This window comes from Symbioplanes lichenis (assembly GCF_030709675.1).
GTDB classification, from domain to species: Bacteria; Actinomycetota; Actinomycetes; order Mycobacteriales; family Micromonosporaceae; genus Actinoplanes; species Actinoplanes lichenis.
The window spans coordinates 116,576-135,068 of record NZ_JAUZQD010000003.1; the positions used below are offsets into that span (position 1 = coordinate 116,576).

At 75.9% G+C, this 18,493-nt stretch carries 10 protein-coding genes; 7 read left to right on the forward strand and 3 right to left on the reverse strand.

Annotation, left to right across the window (positions count from 1 at the left end):
• Positions 1–27 precede the first annotated feature (27 nt).
• Together RAN62_RS07770 and RAN62_RS07775 are read right to left on the reverse strand one after the other, a co-directional pair.
• Complete coding sequence (locus RAN62_RS07770) at positions 28–1,575, reverse strand: serine/threonine-protein kinase (RefSeq protein WP_305783816.1); 1,548 nt, start codon at positions 1,573–1,575, stop codon at positions 28–30.
• 39 nt (positions 1,576–1,614) lie between these two features.
• The gene (locus tag RAN62_RS07775) at positions 1,615–2,484 is read right to left on the reverse strand and encodes a cyclase family protein (RefSeq protein ID WP_305783817.1); all 870 of its coding nucleotides are present in this window, start codon (positions 2,482–2,484) and stop codon (positions 1,615–1,617) included.
• A gap of 66 nt (positions 2,485–2,550) precedes the next feature.
• On the opposite strand from RAN62_RS07775, the gene RAN62_RS07780 reads away from it, so the two are divergent.
• From RAN62_RS07780 to RAN62_RS07790, 3 genes are all read left to right on the forward strand, one after another.
• Positions 2,551–4,347 (forward strand): ATP-binding protein, encoded by a 1,797-nt coding sequence (locus tag RAN62_RS07780; RefSeq protein WP_305783818.1) that lies wholly within the window; start codon positions 2,551–2,553, stop codon positions 4,345–4,347.
• A gap of 115 nt (positions 4,348–4,462) precedes the next feature.
• Positions 4,463–9,871 (forward strand): DUF6531 domain-containing protein, encoded by a 5,409-nt coding sequence (locus tag RAN62_RS07785; RefSeq protein ID WP_305783819.1) that lies wholly within the window; start codon positions 4,463–4,465, stop codon positions 9,869–9,871.
• A gap of 75 nt (positions 9,872–9,946) precedes the next feature.
• Positions 9,947–10,867 carry a hypothetical protein gene (locus RAN62_RS07790; protein ID WP_305783820.1) on the forward strand — a complete coding sequence of 307 codons (921 nt, stop codon included), beginning with the start codon at positions 9,947–9,949 and terminating at the stop codon, positions 10,865–10,867.
• 10 nt (positions 10,868–10,877) lie between these two features.
• Here the strand turns inward: RAN62_RS07790 and RAN62_RS07795 are convergent, their stop codons facing one another.
• Positions 10,878–11,042, reverse strand: a complete 165-nt coding sequence (locus tag RAN62_RS07795) for a hypothetical protein (RefSeq protein ID WP_305783821.1) — start codon at positions 11,040–11,042, stop codon at positions 10,878–10,880.
• Positions 11,043–11,165: 123 nt separating this feature from the next.
• On the opposite strand from RAN62_RS07795, the gene RAN62_RS07800 reads away from it, so the two are divergent.
• The 4 genes from RAN62_RS07800 to RAN62_RS07815 are packed head-to-tail and all read left to right on the forward strand — an operon-like array spanning position 11,166 to position 18,482.
• A complete protein-coding gene (locus RAN62_RS07800; protein ID WP_305783822.1) occupies positions 11,166–12,071 on the forward strand; it encodes an ABC transporter ATP-binding protein in 906 nt (301 codons plus the stop codon).
• A complete protein-coding gene (locus tag RAN62_RS07805; RefSeq protein ID WP_305783823.1) occupies positions 12,068–12,745 on the forward strand; it encodes an ABC transporter ATP-binding protein in 678 nt (225 codons plus the stop codon). The genes RAN62_RS07800 and RAN62_RS07805 overlap by 4 nt, the downstream gene beginning before the upstream one ends.
• Positions 12,742–15,813, forward strand: coding sequence for an FtsX-like permease family protein (locus RAN62_RS07810; protein WP_305783824.1), 3,072 nt, complete (start codon positions 12,742–12,744; stop codon positions 15,811–15,813). The genes RAN62_RS07805 and RAN62_RS07810 overlap by 4 nt, the downstream gene beginning before the upstream one ends.
• Complete coding sequence (locus tag RAN62_RS07815) at positions 15,810–18,482, forward strand: ABC transporter permease (protein ID WP_305783825.1); 2,673 nt, start codon at positions 15,810–15,812, stop codon at positions 18,480–18,482. Before RAN62_RS07810 ends, RAN62_RS07815 begins: the two co-directional genes overlap by 4 nt.
• Positions 18,483–18,493 lie beyond the last annotated feature (11 nt).

Here is an 18,493-nt window from a genome sequence, read left to right on the forward strand (position 1 = left end):
TCCGCATCCTGCGCGGCGGCGCGGACTTCAGGGCAGCTTGCGGATCTCCACGCTCCGAAAGGCGACGCGGCCGTCGGGGCTGGTGTCGTCGGTCTCCAGGCCCAGCTCGACGCGGCCGGTGCGCAGGCGGCGGTCGTTCACCGCGCCCCGGCCCACGGGCAGGCCGTCGACCTCGACGGTGGCGACGCCGCCGCGCAGGCGCAGGTCGACGCGGTGGTCGCCGCCGCCGGCGAGGACGGGGGAGCGCACGGTGCTCAGCGTCGAACGGTTGTCGTCGGCGTCCTTGGAGAGGGTGACGTGGGCGGCGCAGAGGAAGAGGTTGTAGCCGAGGTCGTCGCTGGTGCGGCGGAAGCCGATCCAGCCGCAGCTGCGCGGGTCGAGGAGGGCGACGGTGACGGTGATCGACTGGTCGCCGGCGATCTGGTCCTCGGGGCCGGGGCAGGAGTTGGCGCCGGAGCCGCGGGCGGTGACCACCATCCGGCCGGCGGCGAAGGAGCAGGTGCCGAACTCGTCGTCGGCGGCGGTCCAGCGGCCGGGCTGGTCGAGCCGGTCGCCGATCAGCAGCCGGCCCGCCGGGGCGGAGGTGGCGGCCACGGGTGGCGCCGGGGCGGGGGCGGGCTGCCGGCTGGTCAGGGCCCAGGCCCCGGCGGCGCCGAGCACGGTCACGGCCGCGGCGGCCACGGCCAGGGTCCGGCCGTGGCGGCGGCGCGGGGTGACGGCGGCGCGGGCCGCCCGGCGCAGGTCCGGCGCGCTGTGCGAGCCGGTGTCGAGCAGCAGCTCCAGCAGCTGGGCGGCGGTGGGCCGGGCGGCCGGGTCCTTGGCCAGCGTGCGGGCCACGATCCCGCGCAGCGGCGCCGGGAGCCGGCCCAGCTCCGGCGGCTGGGTGAGGATGCGGGCGGCGGTCGCGGCGGGGGAGTCCGCGGCGAAGGGCGTACGGCCGGTGCCCGCATAGGTGATCAGCACGCCCCAGGCGAAGACGTCGGCGGCCGGGCCCACGCCGGGACCGTCGGTGTCGAAGCGCTCCGGCGCCATGTACGAGACCGTGCCCACCATCTGGTCGGTGTGCGTGTGGTGGCTCGTCGCCTCGAACGGGCGCGCGATGCCGAAGTCGATCACCTTCGGGGTGCCCAGGGCGAAGAGCACGTTGCGCGGCTTGAGGTCGCGGTGGATGACCCCGGCGCCGTGGATGGCGGCCAGCGCCGTCGCCACGCCGATCGCCACGCTGTCCAGCTCGCCGCCGGACAGCGGGCCGCGCTCGTCGACCACCTCGGCCAGGTCGGGGCCGTCCACGTACTCGACGACCAGGTACGGGGTCGCGTGGTCCGGGTCCGCGTCCAGCACCGGGGCCGTGCAGAAGGACGGCACCGCCCGGGCCCGGTTGACCTCGCTGCGGAACCGGCCCCGGAACTCCGCCTGGCTGGCCAGGTCGGGCCGGATGACCTTGACCGCGACCGGCCGCCCGTCCCGGCCGCGGCCCAGGTAGACGGCGCCCATCCCGCCCGCCCCGAGCCGGCCGAGCAGACGGTAACCTCCCAGCTCCACGGGGTCACCGGGCTGAAGCGGTTGAGTGGGCATGACCAGGTACGGTACCGCCGGTCCACACCGGACGAAAGGTCAGAAGACCGCCAAGGGGTTCACCGGCAGCCCGGTCGTGCCGGTGATGCGGGGCACCGCGACGACGAACTGGAACGTCCAGCGGCCGAGCCGGGCGCACGTCTCCGCCAGGGCGGCCGGGTCGGCGCCGTCGACGAGCGGGATGGCCAGCCGGCCCAGGGCGAAGCGGTGCAGCGCCCCGGGCACCTCCCCGGGCAGCGGCGGACGGGCGTCGCCGATGTCCCCGGCATAGACGGCGACCCCGTGCTCGTGGAGCCAGCGCACCGCGTCGAGGGTCAGCCCCGGCAGCGCCTCGTCGCCGTCGCGCACCCGGTCCCAGCCGCCACGCACCACCACGGCGTCGCCCGGAAGTACCTCGACGCCTGCCCTTGCGGCCGCGGCGTCGAGGACGGCGGCGGTCACCGGGGTGCCCGGGTCCAGCCGGCCGCCCGGTGCCAGGTCGAGCAGGATGCCCCGGGTGACGATGCCGTCGGCGTAGACGTCGGCCGCGCCGTGCCGTACGCCGGCCGGGCCGGAGCTGTCCGCCGCGTCCACGCCCGGATAGACCCGGCCGCCCTCGACCCAGTGACCCATGGCGTCGAGATGCGTCACCTCCGGATGGTGGGTCGTCACGATCATCACTTCCGCCATCGCGGGGGCGCCGGCGCCGGTGAATTGCATGACCGTCTGCACCGCGGTCGTGGCCGCCGTGGTCGCCGCCATCGGGCCGCCGGTCAGCGGGAACGGGACCGTGGCGCGGGCGATCGAGACGGTCAGGCCGGTGCGGGCCTCGGCGGCGGCGCGGGCGCGTACCTCGGCGGTGATGAGGTTGACGGCGCCGCGCTCGTCGTCGGCGCCCCACCGGCCCCAGTTGCTCGGGAAATCAGACATGGCCCGATCCTGACCGGGCCGGACAGGGGCGAAGTGCCCATTCCGGTGCCCAACTAGGGTCTGCGCATGACTCTGCTCGCGGAGACCCTGGACGACCTGCGGCGGCGCTCGCTCGTGGGGCGCGACGCCGAGCTCGCGCTCTTCCGGGAGGCGCTGGGCGGGCCGGGCGTGCTCTTCGTCCACGGGCCCGGGGGTGTGGGCAAATCCACCTTGCTGGACGGCTTCGCGGAGCTGGCCGCCGCGGCGGGCCGGGAGCCGGTCCGGGTGGACGCGCGGCATCTGGCGCTGGCGCCGGGCCCGCTGCCGGTGCCGGCCGGGGTGCGCCCGGTCCTGCTCATCGACACGTACGAGCTGCTGGAGCCCCTCGACGACTGGATGCGCGAGCACTATCTGCCGTCCCTGCCGGGTGGCGCGCTCGTGGTGCTGGCCGGTCGGCGGGAGCCGGGGCCCCGGTGGCGGGCGGACCCGGCGTGGCGGGCGCTGACCCGGGTCGCCGAGCTGGGCAACCTGACCCGGGAGCACGCGCACGCCCTGCTGGCGGCGCGGGACGTCGGCGCCCCGGCGCGGGACCGGCTGGTGACGATCAGCCGGGGCCATCCGCTGACGCTGTCGCTGCTGGCGGACGCGGTCGCCCGGGGCGCCGCGCCGCGTACCCTCGCGGACGTGCCCGACGTCGTGGGGGCGCTGGTCGGGCAGCTGGTCGAACAGGCGCCGAGCCCGCACCACCGGGCCGCGCTCGAGGCGTGCGCGCTGGTCCCGGCCACGACCGAGGACTATCTGCGCGCGATGGTCGGGGGCGACGCCGGGGAGCTGTTCGCGTGGCTCCGGGCGCAGCCGTTCGTGCGCGACAGCCCGTACGGGCTCTGTCCGCACGACGTGGTCCGCGACGTCCTCGACGCCGACCTGCGCTGGCGGGACCCCGAGCGCTACGCCGCCACGTACGCCCGGAAGCTCGTCGCCTTTCGCGACCACGTCCTGGCCCTGGCCGACGAGCGGGCGCAGCTCGAAGTGGTCGTGCGGATGATCGTGCTCAACGGGGCCCGCTCGCGGCTGGAGGCGCTGAGCACGCTGCCGCCGACCATGGGCGCGTACGCCGACCGGCTGCGCGACGGTGACGAGGCGCATGTGGCCGCCGCCGGGCCGGAGCCTGTCACGTACTGGCTGCGGCGTCAGCCCGAGGCGTTCCGCGTCTTCCGGACGGCCGCCGGTGAGTTCTGCGGATACGCCGCCTGCCTGGAGCTCGACGGCACCGATGCGGGCGTGGATCCGGTCGCCGACGCGATGTGGCAGCACGTGCAGCGCCAGGATCCGCCCCAGCCGGGGGAGCGGGTACGGGCCTGGCGCTTCTTCCACGCCCGGAGCCCGCAGGCGGCGACGCTCTTCCTCGCCGGCCAGATGCTCGCCGTCATGCGGCTGGAGGACGATGTCGCCTGGACCCTGGTGGGCCCGCTGGACGACGCGGAGTTCTGGACGCCGGCCATGGAGTTCCTCGACTTCTGGCCGACCGGCGACGGCTGCTTCGCCCACGACTGGCGGCGCACGGGCGTCGAGCGGTACACGCGTGAGCTGCACGCCCGTCAGCTGGGCGGGCCGGTGCGCCGGGAGCCGGCCCCGTCGCGGGCCGAGTTCGCCGACGCCGTGCGCGCGGCCCTGCGTACCCCCGGGAAGCTGTCCCCGCGGCTCGAAGCGGGCATCGCGGGGCTGGATCCCCGGGCCCGGGAGCTGCTGACCCGGACCTACGTGCGGCCCACGATGAGCCAGGAGCGGCTGGCCGTCGCGCTGCACCTGTCGTTCAACACCTACCGGCGGCACCGGGACAAGGCCGTCGAGCAGCTCGTGGCCCGGCTCTGGGAGCGGCAATGAGTCCACATCGGACGTAACACGCGGGTTTCTGGCGTGTCCCCGACAGTCGGTGGAGTTGGATCTCGGCGCGGCGCAAGCATCGACCGGCATCCATTCCGATCACGGGGAGTGAATCATGTCGATATCGTCGGCCGGGCGGATATCCGTCCGGCTCGCCGCGGCCGTCGCCGCCCTGACCGCCGCGCAGTTCCTGGTGGCCCCGGCGGCCTCGGCCGCCCCGCCGCCCGCCCCGCGAGCCGTGGGGGAGACGCCCGAGGCCCCGCCCGGGCCCGGCCCGGTCGACCGCCCGTTGCCCGCCTCGTCCCGGCCCGAGCACGGCCTGCCCGCCGGGCAGCGCCCGCCCGTCGTGCCGCCGGGCGCCGACGCCGCCGGCAAGCCGCGGCAGCTCGGCCGGGCCCAGGTGCGGCAGCGCCAGGGCCTGACGGCCACCGCCGCCCCGGCCGCGGCGCAGAACCTGGTGCTGCGCCCCGGCTTCGCCATCGCCGACACCTCGCTGGTGCTCTACTTCGACGTCGCCGCGCCGGGCACCGGCGACTGGCAGACCTGGCGGGCCACCGTCTACGACCCCGAGACCGGCGCCGCCCAGGAGTCGGTGCCGATCGCCGCGAGCGACCTGTCGCGCTGCGGCACGCCCCGGCAGTTCTGCCGGACCTTCGGAACCCTCGACGGCTGGGTGCTGACCGGCGACCACGACTACTTCGTCACCGTCACCGTCACCCTCAAGGACGGCACCGAGCTGGTCTCGGACGCGTCGCCCACGGCCAAGGCCCGGATCACGGCCGAGCCGCCCGCGCTGCCGGCCGCCCAGGCCGCCGGGTGCGCCTGCGGCAACGTGCTCGCCCCGACCACGGTCGGGCAGGCGGTGCGCGGCGGCGGCGTCAACACCGGCACCGGCGCGTTCACGTTCAGCTCCACCGACCTGCGGATGGCCGGCTTCGCGGTGCCCTTCCGCGCGGTGCGGCGCTACTCGTCGACCAACGGCACGGCCGGGTCGCTCGGGCTGGGCTGGGCCTGGACCTACGACGTCCGGGTCATCCCGCCCGCGGGCGCGGAGACCGCCGTGACCGTCCGCGCCGACGACGGCGCCCAGGTCACCTATCAGCGGGCCGACGACGGCTCCTTCCGGCGCCCGCCCGGCGTCCGGTCGAACCTCAGCGCGGCCGGTGACGGCTGGAAGCTGGTCACGCCGGACCAGATCACCTACACCTTCGACGCCTCGGGCCGGCTCGCCGCGATCCGCAACTCCCGCGGGCTCGGTGCCACCGTCGCCTACACCGCGACGAGCTGGAAGATCACCGACGCGGCGGGCCGGGTCGTCACCGCCGACCTCGGCCCGGACGGGCTCATCCGCAAGATCAGCCTGCCCGACGGCCGCTCGGTCAAGTACACCTACACCGACGGCCTGCTCACCGCCGCCACCGACGCCGAGGGCAACACCTGGAAGTACGGCTACACCGGCCGGCTGCTGACCAAGGTGCTCGACCCGGCCGAGCGGGTGCAGGTGACCACCACCTACGCCGCCGGTCGCGTGGCGAGCCAGGCCGACGCGCTCGGGCAGGTCACCAGGTTCGCCTGGGACACCGCGAAACAGGAGGCGAAGACCACCGACCCGGACGGCGTCAACTACTTCGACGGCTACCGCGGCAACGTGCTGATCTACAGCCAGAACGGCAACGGGGACACGACCAACCAGCGCTACAACGCGCAGGTCGACCCGACGCTGCTGGTCGACGCGAAGGGCAACCAGCTCGCGGCCGGCTTCGACGCGGCGGGCAACATGACCACGATGACGGCGCCCGAGCCGTTCAACTACACGGTCAGCAACACCTTCGACCCGCACAACAACCTGACCGCGCACCGGGACGGGCTCGGCAACACGTCGACGTTCGGCTACAGCGCGTTCGACGAGCTGACCCGGATCACCAGCCCCGGCGGCGACACGACGGTGGTCACCGTCGACGACCGCGGCCTGGTCACCGAGGTGGCCGACCCGCGCGGCAAGAAGACCACGATGACCTACGACGCGGCGGGCAACCTCACCGCGCGCACGTCGCCGCTGGGCAACAAGACCGCCTTCGGGTACGACACCGTGGGCCGCCCGGTCCGTGAGACCGACCCGCGCGGCACTGTCACGGGCGCCGACCCGGACGACTACACCACCCGCTACGTCTACGACGCGCTCGACCGGCTCCGCAAGTCCTTCGACCCGGGCAAGGAGAACGCCTGGGTCACCGACTACGACGCGCTCGGTCAGCTGGTGCGCGCGGCGGACCCGGAGGGCAACGCGACCACGTACGCGTACCTGAAGGTCCTGGGCCGCACCGCCGCGGTGACCGACCCGACCGGCTACCGCACCGAGTACTCCTACACCGCCGCCGGACGCCGCTCGGCCGTCACCGATCCGGCGGGCGGCAGGACGACCTTCGGCTACGACAGCCGGGGCAACCTGTCCACGGTGGTCTCGCCGCGCGGCAACGTCAAGGGCGCCAACCCGGCGTCGTTCACGACCACCTACACGTACGACTTCAACAGCAACCTGGTCCGCGCCCAGCGCCCCTACCCGGGCGGCGGGTTCGCCACCGTGGACACCGGGTTCGACGAGCTGAACCGGGCCACCACGAGCACCGACGCCTTCGGCAAGGTGACCGTCAGCCGCTACGACAACAACCACAACCTGGTCTCGACCGTCGACCCGCTGGGGGAGGAGACCGCCGTCGAGTACGACGCGGACGGCAGCCCCACGGCGGTCACCAGCCCCGAGGGCGGCAGCCTGCGCACCGAGTTCGACGCGGCGGGCAACCCGACGGCGCGGATCTCGGCGACCGGCGGCCGGACGACCTGGACCTACGACGACGACGGCCGGGTCACCACGGCGGTCGAGGCGCGCGGCAACGCCGCCGGCGCCGACCCGGGCGACTTCACCACCCGGTACGCCTATGACCGGGCCGGCAACCTGACCACGGTCACCGACGCGCTCGGCGCCGCCATGACCTTCGGCTACGACGCCACCGACCGGGTCGTGCGCAACGCCGACCGGCTCGGCAACGCCACCACGTACGCCTACGACCAGGCGGACCGGCTGACCAAGGTGGTCGCGCCCGGATCCGCCCGGCCCGCCACGAAGTACGACTACGACAAGGCCGGGCACGTCGTCAAGCGCACCGACCCCAACGGGCACAGCGGCACGTACACGTACGACTCGCTGGGCCGGGTCGCCACGGTCACCGACGCGCTCGAGCGCACCAGCACCTACGCGTACGACGCCGAGGGCAACATGACGCGTTACACCGCGCCGGGTTCCGGCGACGCCGCGGCGCGCAGCATCGTCAACACGTACGACATCCTCAACCGGCACGTCGGGCAGGACCAGAAGGCGGGCGGGCTGATCTACGCGTACGGCTACGACGCGGAGAGCCGGATGACCAGCATGGCCGACCCGAGCGGGCTGCGGACCATGGCGTACGACGCGGCCGGGCGGCTGACCCGGGTGAGCCGCGACGACGGCAGCTTCACCTACGGCTACGACGGCAACGGCAACATCACGTCGCGCACCTGGCCGGACGGCACGAAGATCAGCACCACGGTGGACGCCGCCGACCGGGAGACCGCCGTCACGGCGACCGGCGGGATCGCGGGCGCGGACACCGACACGTGGTCGTTCGGCTACGACCCGGCGGGCCGGCTGACCCGGACCACCATGCCGGGGGCGGAGACGGCCCGGGCGTACGACCGGGCGGGCCGGCTCACCGGGATCAGCACCACCGCGGGCGACGAGGTCCTCGCCCGCTTCGAGGTGGCCCGCGACGCGGTGGGCAACCCGACCACCGTCACGACCACCCGCGGGACGGCGTCGCAGGCCGTCGGCTACAGCTACGACCCGTCGAACCGCGTGACCGCCGCCTGCTACGGCGTCGGGACGTGCGCGGGCTCGCCGGCGAACGCGGTCACCTACAAGTACGACGGCGTCGGCAACCGGCTGTCCCAGACCCTGACCGGCACCGCCGGCTCGGGCACCACGAAGTACGACTACGACAAGGCCGATCAGCTGATCGAGGCGACCACGGGCGGGCGGACCGTCAAGTACGACTACGACCAGCAGGGCAACCTGGTCAAGGCGGGCAATGACAAGTACACCTACAACCTCGACCACACGATGGCGTCGGCGACCGTCGGCGGCAAGCAGGTCGACTTCAGCTACGACGGGCAGGGCCTGCAGCTGAGCGCCGTCTCGGGCACGGGCAGCGACGTGCGGAGCCGCACGTGGCGCTACGACATCAACAACACCGTGCCGCAGCTCGCGCTGGACTCGATCAGCCAGGGCACCGACACCGCCACGCGCGGGTACGTCGCCGGTCCGCAGGAGACTCCGCTCGGGCTGCTGCGGGAGGAACAGACCGACTCGTACGCCCTCGACTGGCTGGGCGGCGTCGCGAACGTCGTCGACGGGGCGGGGGAGACGCTGGCCGCGTACGACTACGACCCGTACGGGAACGCCCGCACCAACGGCACCGCGGCGGGCGTGACGACGGCCGGCGCCGACAACCCGAAGCAGTTCACCGGCGCCTACCAGGACCCGCAGCTGGGCTCCCAGTACTCGTTCCCGGCCCGCACCTACGACCCGGGCACCGGCCGCTTCGGCAGCCAGGACCCGGTCGCGCAGCCGCTGCGGGCGCCGGCGATCAGCTCGTACGGGTACGTGGACGGCCGCACGACCGTCTTCACCGACCCGTCGGGCGCCAGCGCCAACGCCGATCACGACGCGGCCCAGGCCCTCGCGCTCGAACAGCTCGACGCCCGTTACGGCTCCTTCAACGTCTATGCCGACGACGTGCCGGGGCGCCAGATGCTGCAGGGCGTGGGCGGCCGGATCTGCCCGCCCACGGCGAGCCCGATGCCCGGCGACCCGGCGACGGGCTGCCCGGACATCATCGCCCGGTTCGGCGCGCAGACCCTCGTCTGGGACGTGAAGCCGGCCAGCGACCAGCTCTCGTCGATCAAGCCGAATCTGCCCACCCGGGAGGTCGCCAACGCCAACCAGATCGCCCGCTACGTCCGGTCGCTGGCGGCCGCGGGCTATCCCAACGTGCAGCGCGGCCCGGACATCGTGCCGGCCAGCCGCACCGACGCCGACGGCACGCTGACCATCTTCTCGCGCGCGAACTGGGGCGGCTGGGCCCGCAAGGGCGCGCGGCCGGCCAGCGCGGCCAACGCGTCCGGAATCATCTACTACCTGCGGATCAAGCCGCCGCGGGTGCCGGCGCCCAAGCCGACCGGCAAGCCGACCCAGCAGCCCACGCAGCAGCCGGGTCAGCGGCCGACGACCGCGCCGACCGCCCGGCCCGGTGACCAGCCCACCCAGCAGCCGGTCGACTCGCCGGTGGTCAGCGACGTCGTGGTGGGCGTGCTGGTGGCGGTCGCGGTGGTCGCCGTGGTGGCCCTGGCGATCGTCCTGCTCCCCGTCGAGGCCCTCGTCGCCGGCGCGGTCGCCGTCGTCGGCGGCTTGTGGGCCTGGGCGACCGCCTGATACCGCTGTCCCGACCGGCCGCGCGGTCCTTCCTTCCGGGAGGGCCGCGCGGCCCCCTTCCCTCATGAGGTGCCGATGGATCCGCTCCACGACCGGCGGCAGGAGATGCCGCAGGCCGAGTTCGACGCGGTGCACTACTTCGTCCACGAGCCCGGCCGCGCCCCCGCCCCGCCGCCGCAGCCCGCGCTCTACCTGGCCGCCGCCCTCACCCAGCCGGCCCTCGCCGATCGCCTCGACGCCCTGGTGGCCGACGTGGGCGCGCTGGCGCCCGGCTGCACCCCGGTCGCCACCGGCTGGGCCTCGGCGGGCGAGGCCCCGGCCGGATCCCCGGGCGGGCCCGGCGCGCGCGCCCACGCCGCGCTGCGGGCGGGCCGGGTCGAGATGCTGCAGGTGTCCTTGGCCGATGAGCTCGGGCGCCGGATCGTGCTGTCGCTGGAGGCGCTGCCCGACGATCCGCACGCCTGCCTCGGCCTGTCCGTCACCGGCGAGGACGATCCCTGGTCCGCCGGCCCCGACGCCACCGCCGAGGCCCTGCTCACGCTCGTGGCGGCGCGGCAGCGGGAGTGGTCGCTCACCACGGCCGCCGTCACCCTGGACCGCGCGGGTGCCGACCGTACGCCATGGGAGCTCTGGTACTCCGCCCCGAACACGGTCGTGCTGCCCGCCGTGGCCGACCACGTGCGCGGCTACTACTGGGCCAATCTGCTGACCGAGGGGCACGTGGCCGCGTACGGCGGGATCGGCGAGCTGCGCGCCCGGGCTGCGGCCGCCGGCATGACCGTCCACCCCGCCGGTGACGGGGTGGTCGTCCGCGACCCGGGGCCGGTCACCGGTTTCGGCGACGACCGGCTCGCCGCGATGAAGGAGCTGCTCGCCCCGGTGCTCATCGACCGGCCCTACCTGTCCTACCAGGGCTATCCGCTGCGGATCGTCAAGGACCCGGGCACGGCCTTCCGGCGGGTGCCGCCGGGCGACCCGTTCCCCCGGGTCGTCTGACCCGCGGGCGTCAGCGGCCGGAGGCGGCGTGCTGGGCGGCGATCGACCGCTGGATCTCCACGGCGCGGAAGCGGTCGGCCTCCCGGGCGTCCTCCCGGTGCTGGGAGGTGGCGACGCGCTGGGACAGGATGAGCTGCTGGGCGTGGGCGGAGTCGCCCGGCGAGGACGTGGTCATGGAAGCAACCTTCCTGGTAGCCGTTCGGGTGCAGGCTCCCCGTATCGGCCCCGCTCGTGGACGGCTGAGCAGCATGAGCGGGCCTTGAGTCGATCCTGAGCAACCCCCGGCCGTGGTACAAAGGTGCGCTCAAGATCCGAGGGGGAGACGGTGTCGGGGAGCGCGCTGATCGTCTGCGAGAGCCTGGTGCGGATCTATCAGACCGGCTCGATCGAGGTGCAGGCGCTGCAGGGCCTCGACCTCGTCGTGGACAGCGGCGAGATGGTCGCCGTGGTGGGTGCGTCCGGGTCCGGCAAGTCGACGCTGCTGTCGATCCTGGCCGGGATCGACGCCCCGACCGCGGGGAAGGCCCGGGTCGGGGAGTGGGACCTGCTGGCCATGTCGCGCGCGGACCGGGTGCGCTACCGGCGGCACACGGTCGGCTTCGTCCGCCAGCAGACCGCCAGCAACCTGGTGCCCTATCTGACCGCCCGGCAGGTGGTCGACCTGCCGATGGTCGCCGCGCGCCGGCCCGCCCGGGAGCGCCGCGAGCGCGTCGACGAGCTGCTCGAGGCGCTGGGCGTCGCGGGCTGCGCCGATCGCCGGCCGGGCGAGATGTCCGGCGGCCAGCAGCAGCGGGTCGCGATCGCGGTCGCCCTGGCCAACCGGCCCCGGGTGCTCTTCGCCGACGAGCCGACCGGGGAGCTGGACACCGCCACCTCGGCCGAGGTGTTCGGCGCGCTGCGCGAGGTCAACCAGCGCTACGGCGTGACGGTCGTGATCGTCACCCACGACCAGGCGGTCAGCGGGCAGGTCGAGCGGACCGTGGCCATCCGCGACGGGCGCACCAGCAGCGAGGTGCTGCGGCGCACCGCCACGAACGAGGACGGGGACACCCACGTGATCGCCGAGGAGTACGCGGTGATGGACCGGGCCGGCCGGGTGCAGATCCCCCGCGAGTACCGGGAGGCGCTGCAGCTCACGACCCGGGTGCGGCTCGCCCTGGAGACCGGCCACGTGCAGATCCACCCCGACGGGACCGGGCGGTGACCGCGCCGCTGGTGTCCGTACGCGGCATCGAACGTACCTTCGGCACCGGACCGGCCGCCGTCCACGCCCTGCGTGACGTCTCCTTCGACGTCGAGCCCGGGACCATGGTGGCCCTCGTGGGGCGCTCCGGCTCGGGCAAGACCACGCTGCTCAACGTGATCGGCGGGCTGGACCGCCCGGACGCCGGGAGCGTGACGGTCGACGGCGCGGAGATCACCGGGCTGGACGAGGACGGGCTGGCCGAGCTGCGGCGCCACAAGGTGTCGTACGTGTTCCAGACCTTCGGCCTGATCCCGGTGCTGTCCGCGGCGGAGAACGTCGGCGCGCCGCTGCGGCTGGCCCGCACCCCGGCCGCCGAGCGCGAGCAGCGGGTACGCCTGCTGCTCGACCTGGTCGGGCTGGCCGGGCACGCCGAGCAGCGCCCGGGTGAGCTCTCCGGCGGCCAGCAGCAGCGGGTGGCGATCGCCCGGGCCCTGGCCGCCTCGCCCCGGCTGCTGATCGCCGACGAGCCGACCGGGCAGCTCGACGCGGAGACCGGCCGGTCGGTGATGGCCCTGCTGCGTGGGGTGGTCGAGTCCGAGGGCGTGACAGTGCTGGTGTCCACGCACGACCCGGTGATGATGGCGCTGGCCGACCGGGTGATCCGCATCGGGGACGGGCGGCTCGAGGAGTGATCGCGCTCGTGCGCCGCCGGGCCCGCGCCCAGTGGCCCGTCCTGGCCGCCCTGCTCGCGGTGGTCACGCTCGGCGCGACACTGCTCGGGGTCTGCGCGCTGCTGGTGACCCGCAGCGCGTCGCTGGCGCTCGGGGTGGCGGCCGGCCAGACCGAGGCGGAGCGGACGACCGTGACCGCGTACGCGTCGGCCGTCGGCGGGGCCGACACGGCGACCGTCACCGAGGCCACGCGCGACGTGCTGACCTCGGCGCTGGCGCCCTTTCCCGCGCGCACGGCGGCCCGGGCGTCGTCGGTGCTGCGACCGCTGCCCGGGCGCGAGGAGGACGCGCGGACGTACCTCTCGGGGGTCGAGGATCTTCCTTCCCGGGCCGCGCTGACCGGCGGACGCTGGCCCGCCGCCGCCGGGGAGACGGTCGTGCTCGACTCGACCGCCACGCTGCTGAAACTGCACGTGGGCAGCCGGGTGGCGGGCCTGACGGTCGTCGGCGTCGCGCGGCCGCTGCCCGGCGGCGGCTGGGACCGCGACCCGCTGGGCGGCGCCGGGTACGACCCCGAGTTCACCGACACCACGAGCATGCGCAAGTTCCCGGCGTACGGGCCGTTGCTGGTCGGCTTCGACGACCTGATCGCGGGCGGCTCGCCGCTGAGCCGCCTCGAGATCACCGCCCGTCCCGACCTCGCCGGCGCCACCCCGGCCACGCTGGCCACCGTGGCCGCCGGGGTGCGGGCCGCCGACTCGCGGCTGACCGGTGCCCTCGGGGAGCGGGCGCAGTTCGTCCGGGTCGCCTCCGAGCTGACCGGCACCCTGGGCGCCCAGCGGCACCAGCAGGACGTGACCGAGGCCGCCGTGCTCGCGGTGGCGACGCTCGGCACCGTGCTGACCGCGGTCGCCCTGGCCCTCGCCGGCCGGCTCACCGCCGGACTGCGCGCCCCGGAGACCGCCCTGCTGTCGGCCCTCGGCACCAGCCGCGCCCAGCTGGCGGTCGTGGCGGTCGCCGAGGCGGGACTGATCGCGCTGCTGGCGGCGGCGGTGGCCGTACCGGTGTCGGCGCTCGTGCACAGCGGCCTGAGCCACCTGCCGCCGATGGCCGGGGCCGGGCTCGCCACCGGCCCGGCCGCGACCCTGCCGCAGGTGCTCGCGGTGGCGGCCGGCGCCCTCGCCCTCACCGTCGTCCTCGTGCTGATCGCGATCCGGGCCGAGGCGCCGCACGGCGAGCGCGGCCGCCGGGAGCTGCTCGCCCGCTCCGGCGCCGACGTGCTGCTGGTCGTCTTCGCCGCCCTCGGCTGGTGGCAGCTGCACGCGCGTGGCGGCGACACCGACATCTTGCAGGTGCTGGCGCCCGGGCTGCTGCTGATCGCCGGGGCCGCCGTGGCCCTGCGCCTGGTCCCGCCCGCGCTGCGGGTCGCCGACCGGCTGGCCCGCCGCTCCGACGGGCTGCCCCTGCCGCTGGCCGCCTTCGAGGCCGCCCGCCGCCCGCAGGCCGCCGCGGCCGGGCTGCTGATCTGCCTGGCCGCCGCCACCGGCACGTTCGGGGTGGCGTTCGACAGCACCTGGCACCGGTCGCAGCAGGACCAGGCGGACCTGGCCGTGGGCACCGATCTCGCCGTCGCCCTCACCACCGCGCCGGTCGCCGGGCAGGGCGCCGCGATCGCCGCCGCCACGGGCGCGGCCGTCGTCAGCCCGGCCACCGGGCGGGGCCTGGCGATCGGCCAGTGGCTCGGCGACGGCGACCCGCCGCGCCTGGTCGCCACGGACACCACCCGGGCGAACGAGCTGCTGCGGGGCCGGCCGCCCGGCGACGAGGACTGGGCGGGGGCGACCCGCGGGCTCGCCCCGGCATCGCCCGTGCGCGGGGTGCCGCTGCCCGCCGACGGGACGTTCTCCCTGGCGGTGACGGCGACCGGCGACATCCCGCTCGTGGCGACGCCGGCCCTGCTGCTGCAGGATTCCGCCGGACTGCGGACCACGTGCACCGGCCGGCCGCTCCCGGCCGACGGCAGGCGGCACGCGATCACCGGGTGCCTGCCCGTCGCCGGGATGCAGCTGATCGCCGTGCTGGTGCCGGTCGATCCGGGGCCCGGCTACTTCTCGGCCGGCGACACCAGTGAGATCTGGGCCGACCTGCGCCTGCCCGGGCCGGTCGGCGACCTGGGCGCGTGGACCGTCGCCTCGGCGCGGCCCGACGCGGGACGGGTGGCGAACCCGGCGCTGACCGGCACCGGCAGCACCCTGCGCATGACGGCGACGGCCCAGCTCGGCGGCTCCTCGAGCGTCACGCCGACCCTGGTGGCGACGGCTTTCCGGGCGCCGGACGCGGTGCCGGTCGTGATCTCGCAGCGGCTGGCCGACGGGATCGGGGTGCGCGCCGGCGCCGAGCTGGACGTGCTGGTCGGCGACACCGGGGTGCCGGTCGAGGTCACGGGCGTCGTGCCGGCCGTACCCTCCGCACCCGGCGCGGCGGCCGTCCTGGCCGACCTCGACACGCTGACCCGGGTCCTGGTCGCGTCCGGCGACCCGGGCAGCCCGGTCGACGCCTGGTGGGCGGGCACGCCGGCCCGCGACGACGTCGCCGCCCTGCACCTGGGCCCGGTCACCACCCGCGCCGCCGAGACCGCGCGGCTGACCGCCGGCCCGCTCAACGCCGGGCTCCCCGCCGTGCTGCGCCTGCTGGTGCCCGCCGCGGTGCTGTTGTTGCTCGCCGGGGTGCTGCTGCACGTGACCCACGACCTGCGCGACCGGGCCGTCGAGGTGGCCCGGCTGCGCGGCCTGGGCCTGACCGGCCGGCAGATCCGGACCGTGCTGCTCGGCCAGCACGGCTTCGTCCTGCTGCCCCTGCTCGCCGCGGGTGCGCTGGTCGGCGCGCTGGCCACCTGGATCGTCACGCCGCTGCTGGTCCGCTCGGAGACCGGCGCCGCCCCGATCCCCGGCGTGGCCCCGATGTGGCCCTGGGCCGGCGAGGGCCTGATCATCCTGCTGCTGGTGACCGGATGCGGCGCGGCAGCCGGGATCGTCGCCGCCGTCCAGGCCCGCCGGGCCGGCGCCGCCCAACTGCGGGTGGCGTCGTGATCCGGCGACTGCTGCCCGCGCTGCACTGGCCCAGCGTCCGCGGCCGGGCCCGCGCCGACGCCGGACCGCTGATCCTGGCGGCCGTGGTGGTCGCGGCCGTCACGGCGCTGGCCGGTGCCGTGCCGGTGCTGCTCACCGGCACGGCCGACGAGGCGGTGCGGCAGGCCGTCCGGGACGCCGGCAATCAGGCCGAGGTCCTGGTCCGGGCCGACTGGGAGTACGACGACGGTTCCCTCGGGCGCGTGCGGGACCCGCGGTCCACCGACGCGCTCGACGACCTGCGCGACCAGGCCCTCGACCAGCTCGGCCCGCTGCGGGACCAGATGCTTCCCCCCATCGAGTACGCCGAGGGCCCGTACCTGAAGTTCGTCGGCGCTCCCGACCCGCGCAGCATGCGCCTCGCCTACGTGGCGTCCGGCTCGGGCCCGGCGGTCACCTGGGTCGCCGGCAGCGCGCCGGCGGCGTCGGCCGAGCCGCCGGACGTCGAAGTGCCCTACACGGGTGACCCGTGGCCGGTGCAGGTGGGCATCTCGGAGACCACCGCGGCGCGGCTGGGGGCCGGCCCGGGCGATCGGCTGCGGCTCGAGGACGGCCAGGCCAATTCCCGTGACGTACGCGTCAGCGGGGTCTTCCGGCCCGCCGACCGCGCCGATCCGGTTTGGCAGGCCGCTCCCTGGCTGCTCGACCCCACCCTGGGCGCGGACGGGCCGGGCGTCACCCGCTTCGGCGGCCTGCTCTCCGCGGAGTCGCTGCCCGACGCCCGCCTCGCCTTCGCGCTCGACGAGGTCAGCCGGACCGTCCGCTTCCGCCCCGACCCCGGCTCGCTGACCCTGGACTCGGCCGAGCGGATCGTGGCGACCGTGGTGACGCTCAAGGCGACCTCCGGCTCCTCCGCGACCCGGGGCGGCAGCCAGTGGGCCACCGCGCTCGACCGGCTGCTGCGTGCGGTCCACGACCAGGTCGACGCGGCCCGGGCCCAGGCCGCGGTGCTGCTCAGCGCGGTGTCCCTGGGCGCGGTGCTGATCCTGCTGCTGGCCGCGCACCTGCTGGCCGGGCGCCGGGCGGCGGCCCTGACCGTGGCCCGGCAGCGCGGGACCTCCCTGGCCGCGCTCGGCGCCGAGCTGCTGCTGGAGTCGCTCCTGGTCGCCGTGGCCGCGGCCGCCGCCGGCGCGCTGATCGCCGCGGCCGTCGCCGGCGGCGTCGCGTGGGGCTGGCTGCTGCCCGTCGCGGTGACCGCGGTGCTGGCCGGGCCCGGCTTCGGCCTCGTCACGGCGTACCGGGCCACCCGGGACAAGCGGGTCCCGGCCAACCGCAGCGCCCGGCGCCGGGCGGGACGGACGGCGGCCCTGCGCCGGTTCACCGCGGAGTTCGCGGTGCTCGCGGCGGCGGCGATCGCGCTGACCGTGCTCCACCAGCGCGGGGTCCAGGACTCGACGATCCTCCCGGCCGCGGCCCCCGCCCTGGGCGCCCTGACCGGCGCGCTGATCCTGCTGCGGCTGCTGCCCCCGATCACCCGGCTCGTCCTGCGCCTGGCGGTGCGCTCGACGCTGCCGCTCGCCGTCTTCGGTGCCGCCCGGGCCGCCGCGGCGACGCGGGCCCTGCCGGTGCTCGCCCTGGTCACGTCGGCCGCCCTCGCGACGTTCGCGCCGGCGCTCGGCAGCACGATCGGCGCCGGGCTGGCCGACGGGGCCTGGCGCAGCGTCGGCGCGGACGCCCGGGCCGACCTGCCGGCCCGACCGGCCGCCGAGACCACCGCCCTGGTCGAGCGGATCGCGGCCGCCCCCGGGGTCCGCCACGCCGTCGCCGCCCAGGTCACCTCGGCCGCGCCCGTGGTCGTCGGGGGCGCCTCCCGCCCGGTGCGGCTGATCGTCGTCGACAGCGCCGCCTATCGCGCCCTGCTCGCCGACACCCCGCTGCCGGCACTGCCCGCCCTGCCGGCCTCCGGCAATCCACTGCCGGTGCTGGTGCATTCCGCCGACGGTGTGCTGCGGGCCGGCGTGACGCTGCAGCTGACCCGCGAGGGCGCGCCCGCGCTCGACCTGACCGCGGTCGCGTCGGCCCCCGCGATCGGCGACACCGACGACGTGGTCCTGGCCGACGCGGCCGCCATGACCGCCGCCGGCGTCCCGGTGGTTCCGAACACGATCTGGGTCACGGGTCCCGGCGCCGCCCGCGCTCTCGCGGGCACGACGATCGTCGACCGGGCCGTGGTGGAGCGCGAACGCCGGGACGCGCCGCTGGTCGCCGGTCTCGTCGGGCTGGCGTGGGTGGCGACGGGCACGCTGCTGGCCCTCGGACTGCTCGGCTTCGCCCTCGGCGCGGCGGCCGGGGCGCCGGCCCGATGGCAGACCTTGAGCCGGCTGCGGACGCTGGGGTTGCGTACGGGGGAAGCTCGCCGCGTGGCTGCCGCCGAGCTGTTGCCGCTCGCCCTGGCTGCCGCTCTGGGCGGACCGCTGCTCGGCGTGCTGCTCGCCGCCGTGACGCTCGGCCCCCTGGACCTGCGCCTGCTCACCACCCAGCCGACCGATCCGGCCCTGCTCCTGCCCTGGGTCGCCGTCGCGCTGCTGGCCGCCGCCTTCCCGCTCGCCCTGGCCGCCCTGGTCCCCATCGAGGCCGCCGCCCGCCGCCGCCGTCGCCTCAGCGAAGTCCTCCGCCTCGGCGGCGCCTGACCCCCGGCCAC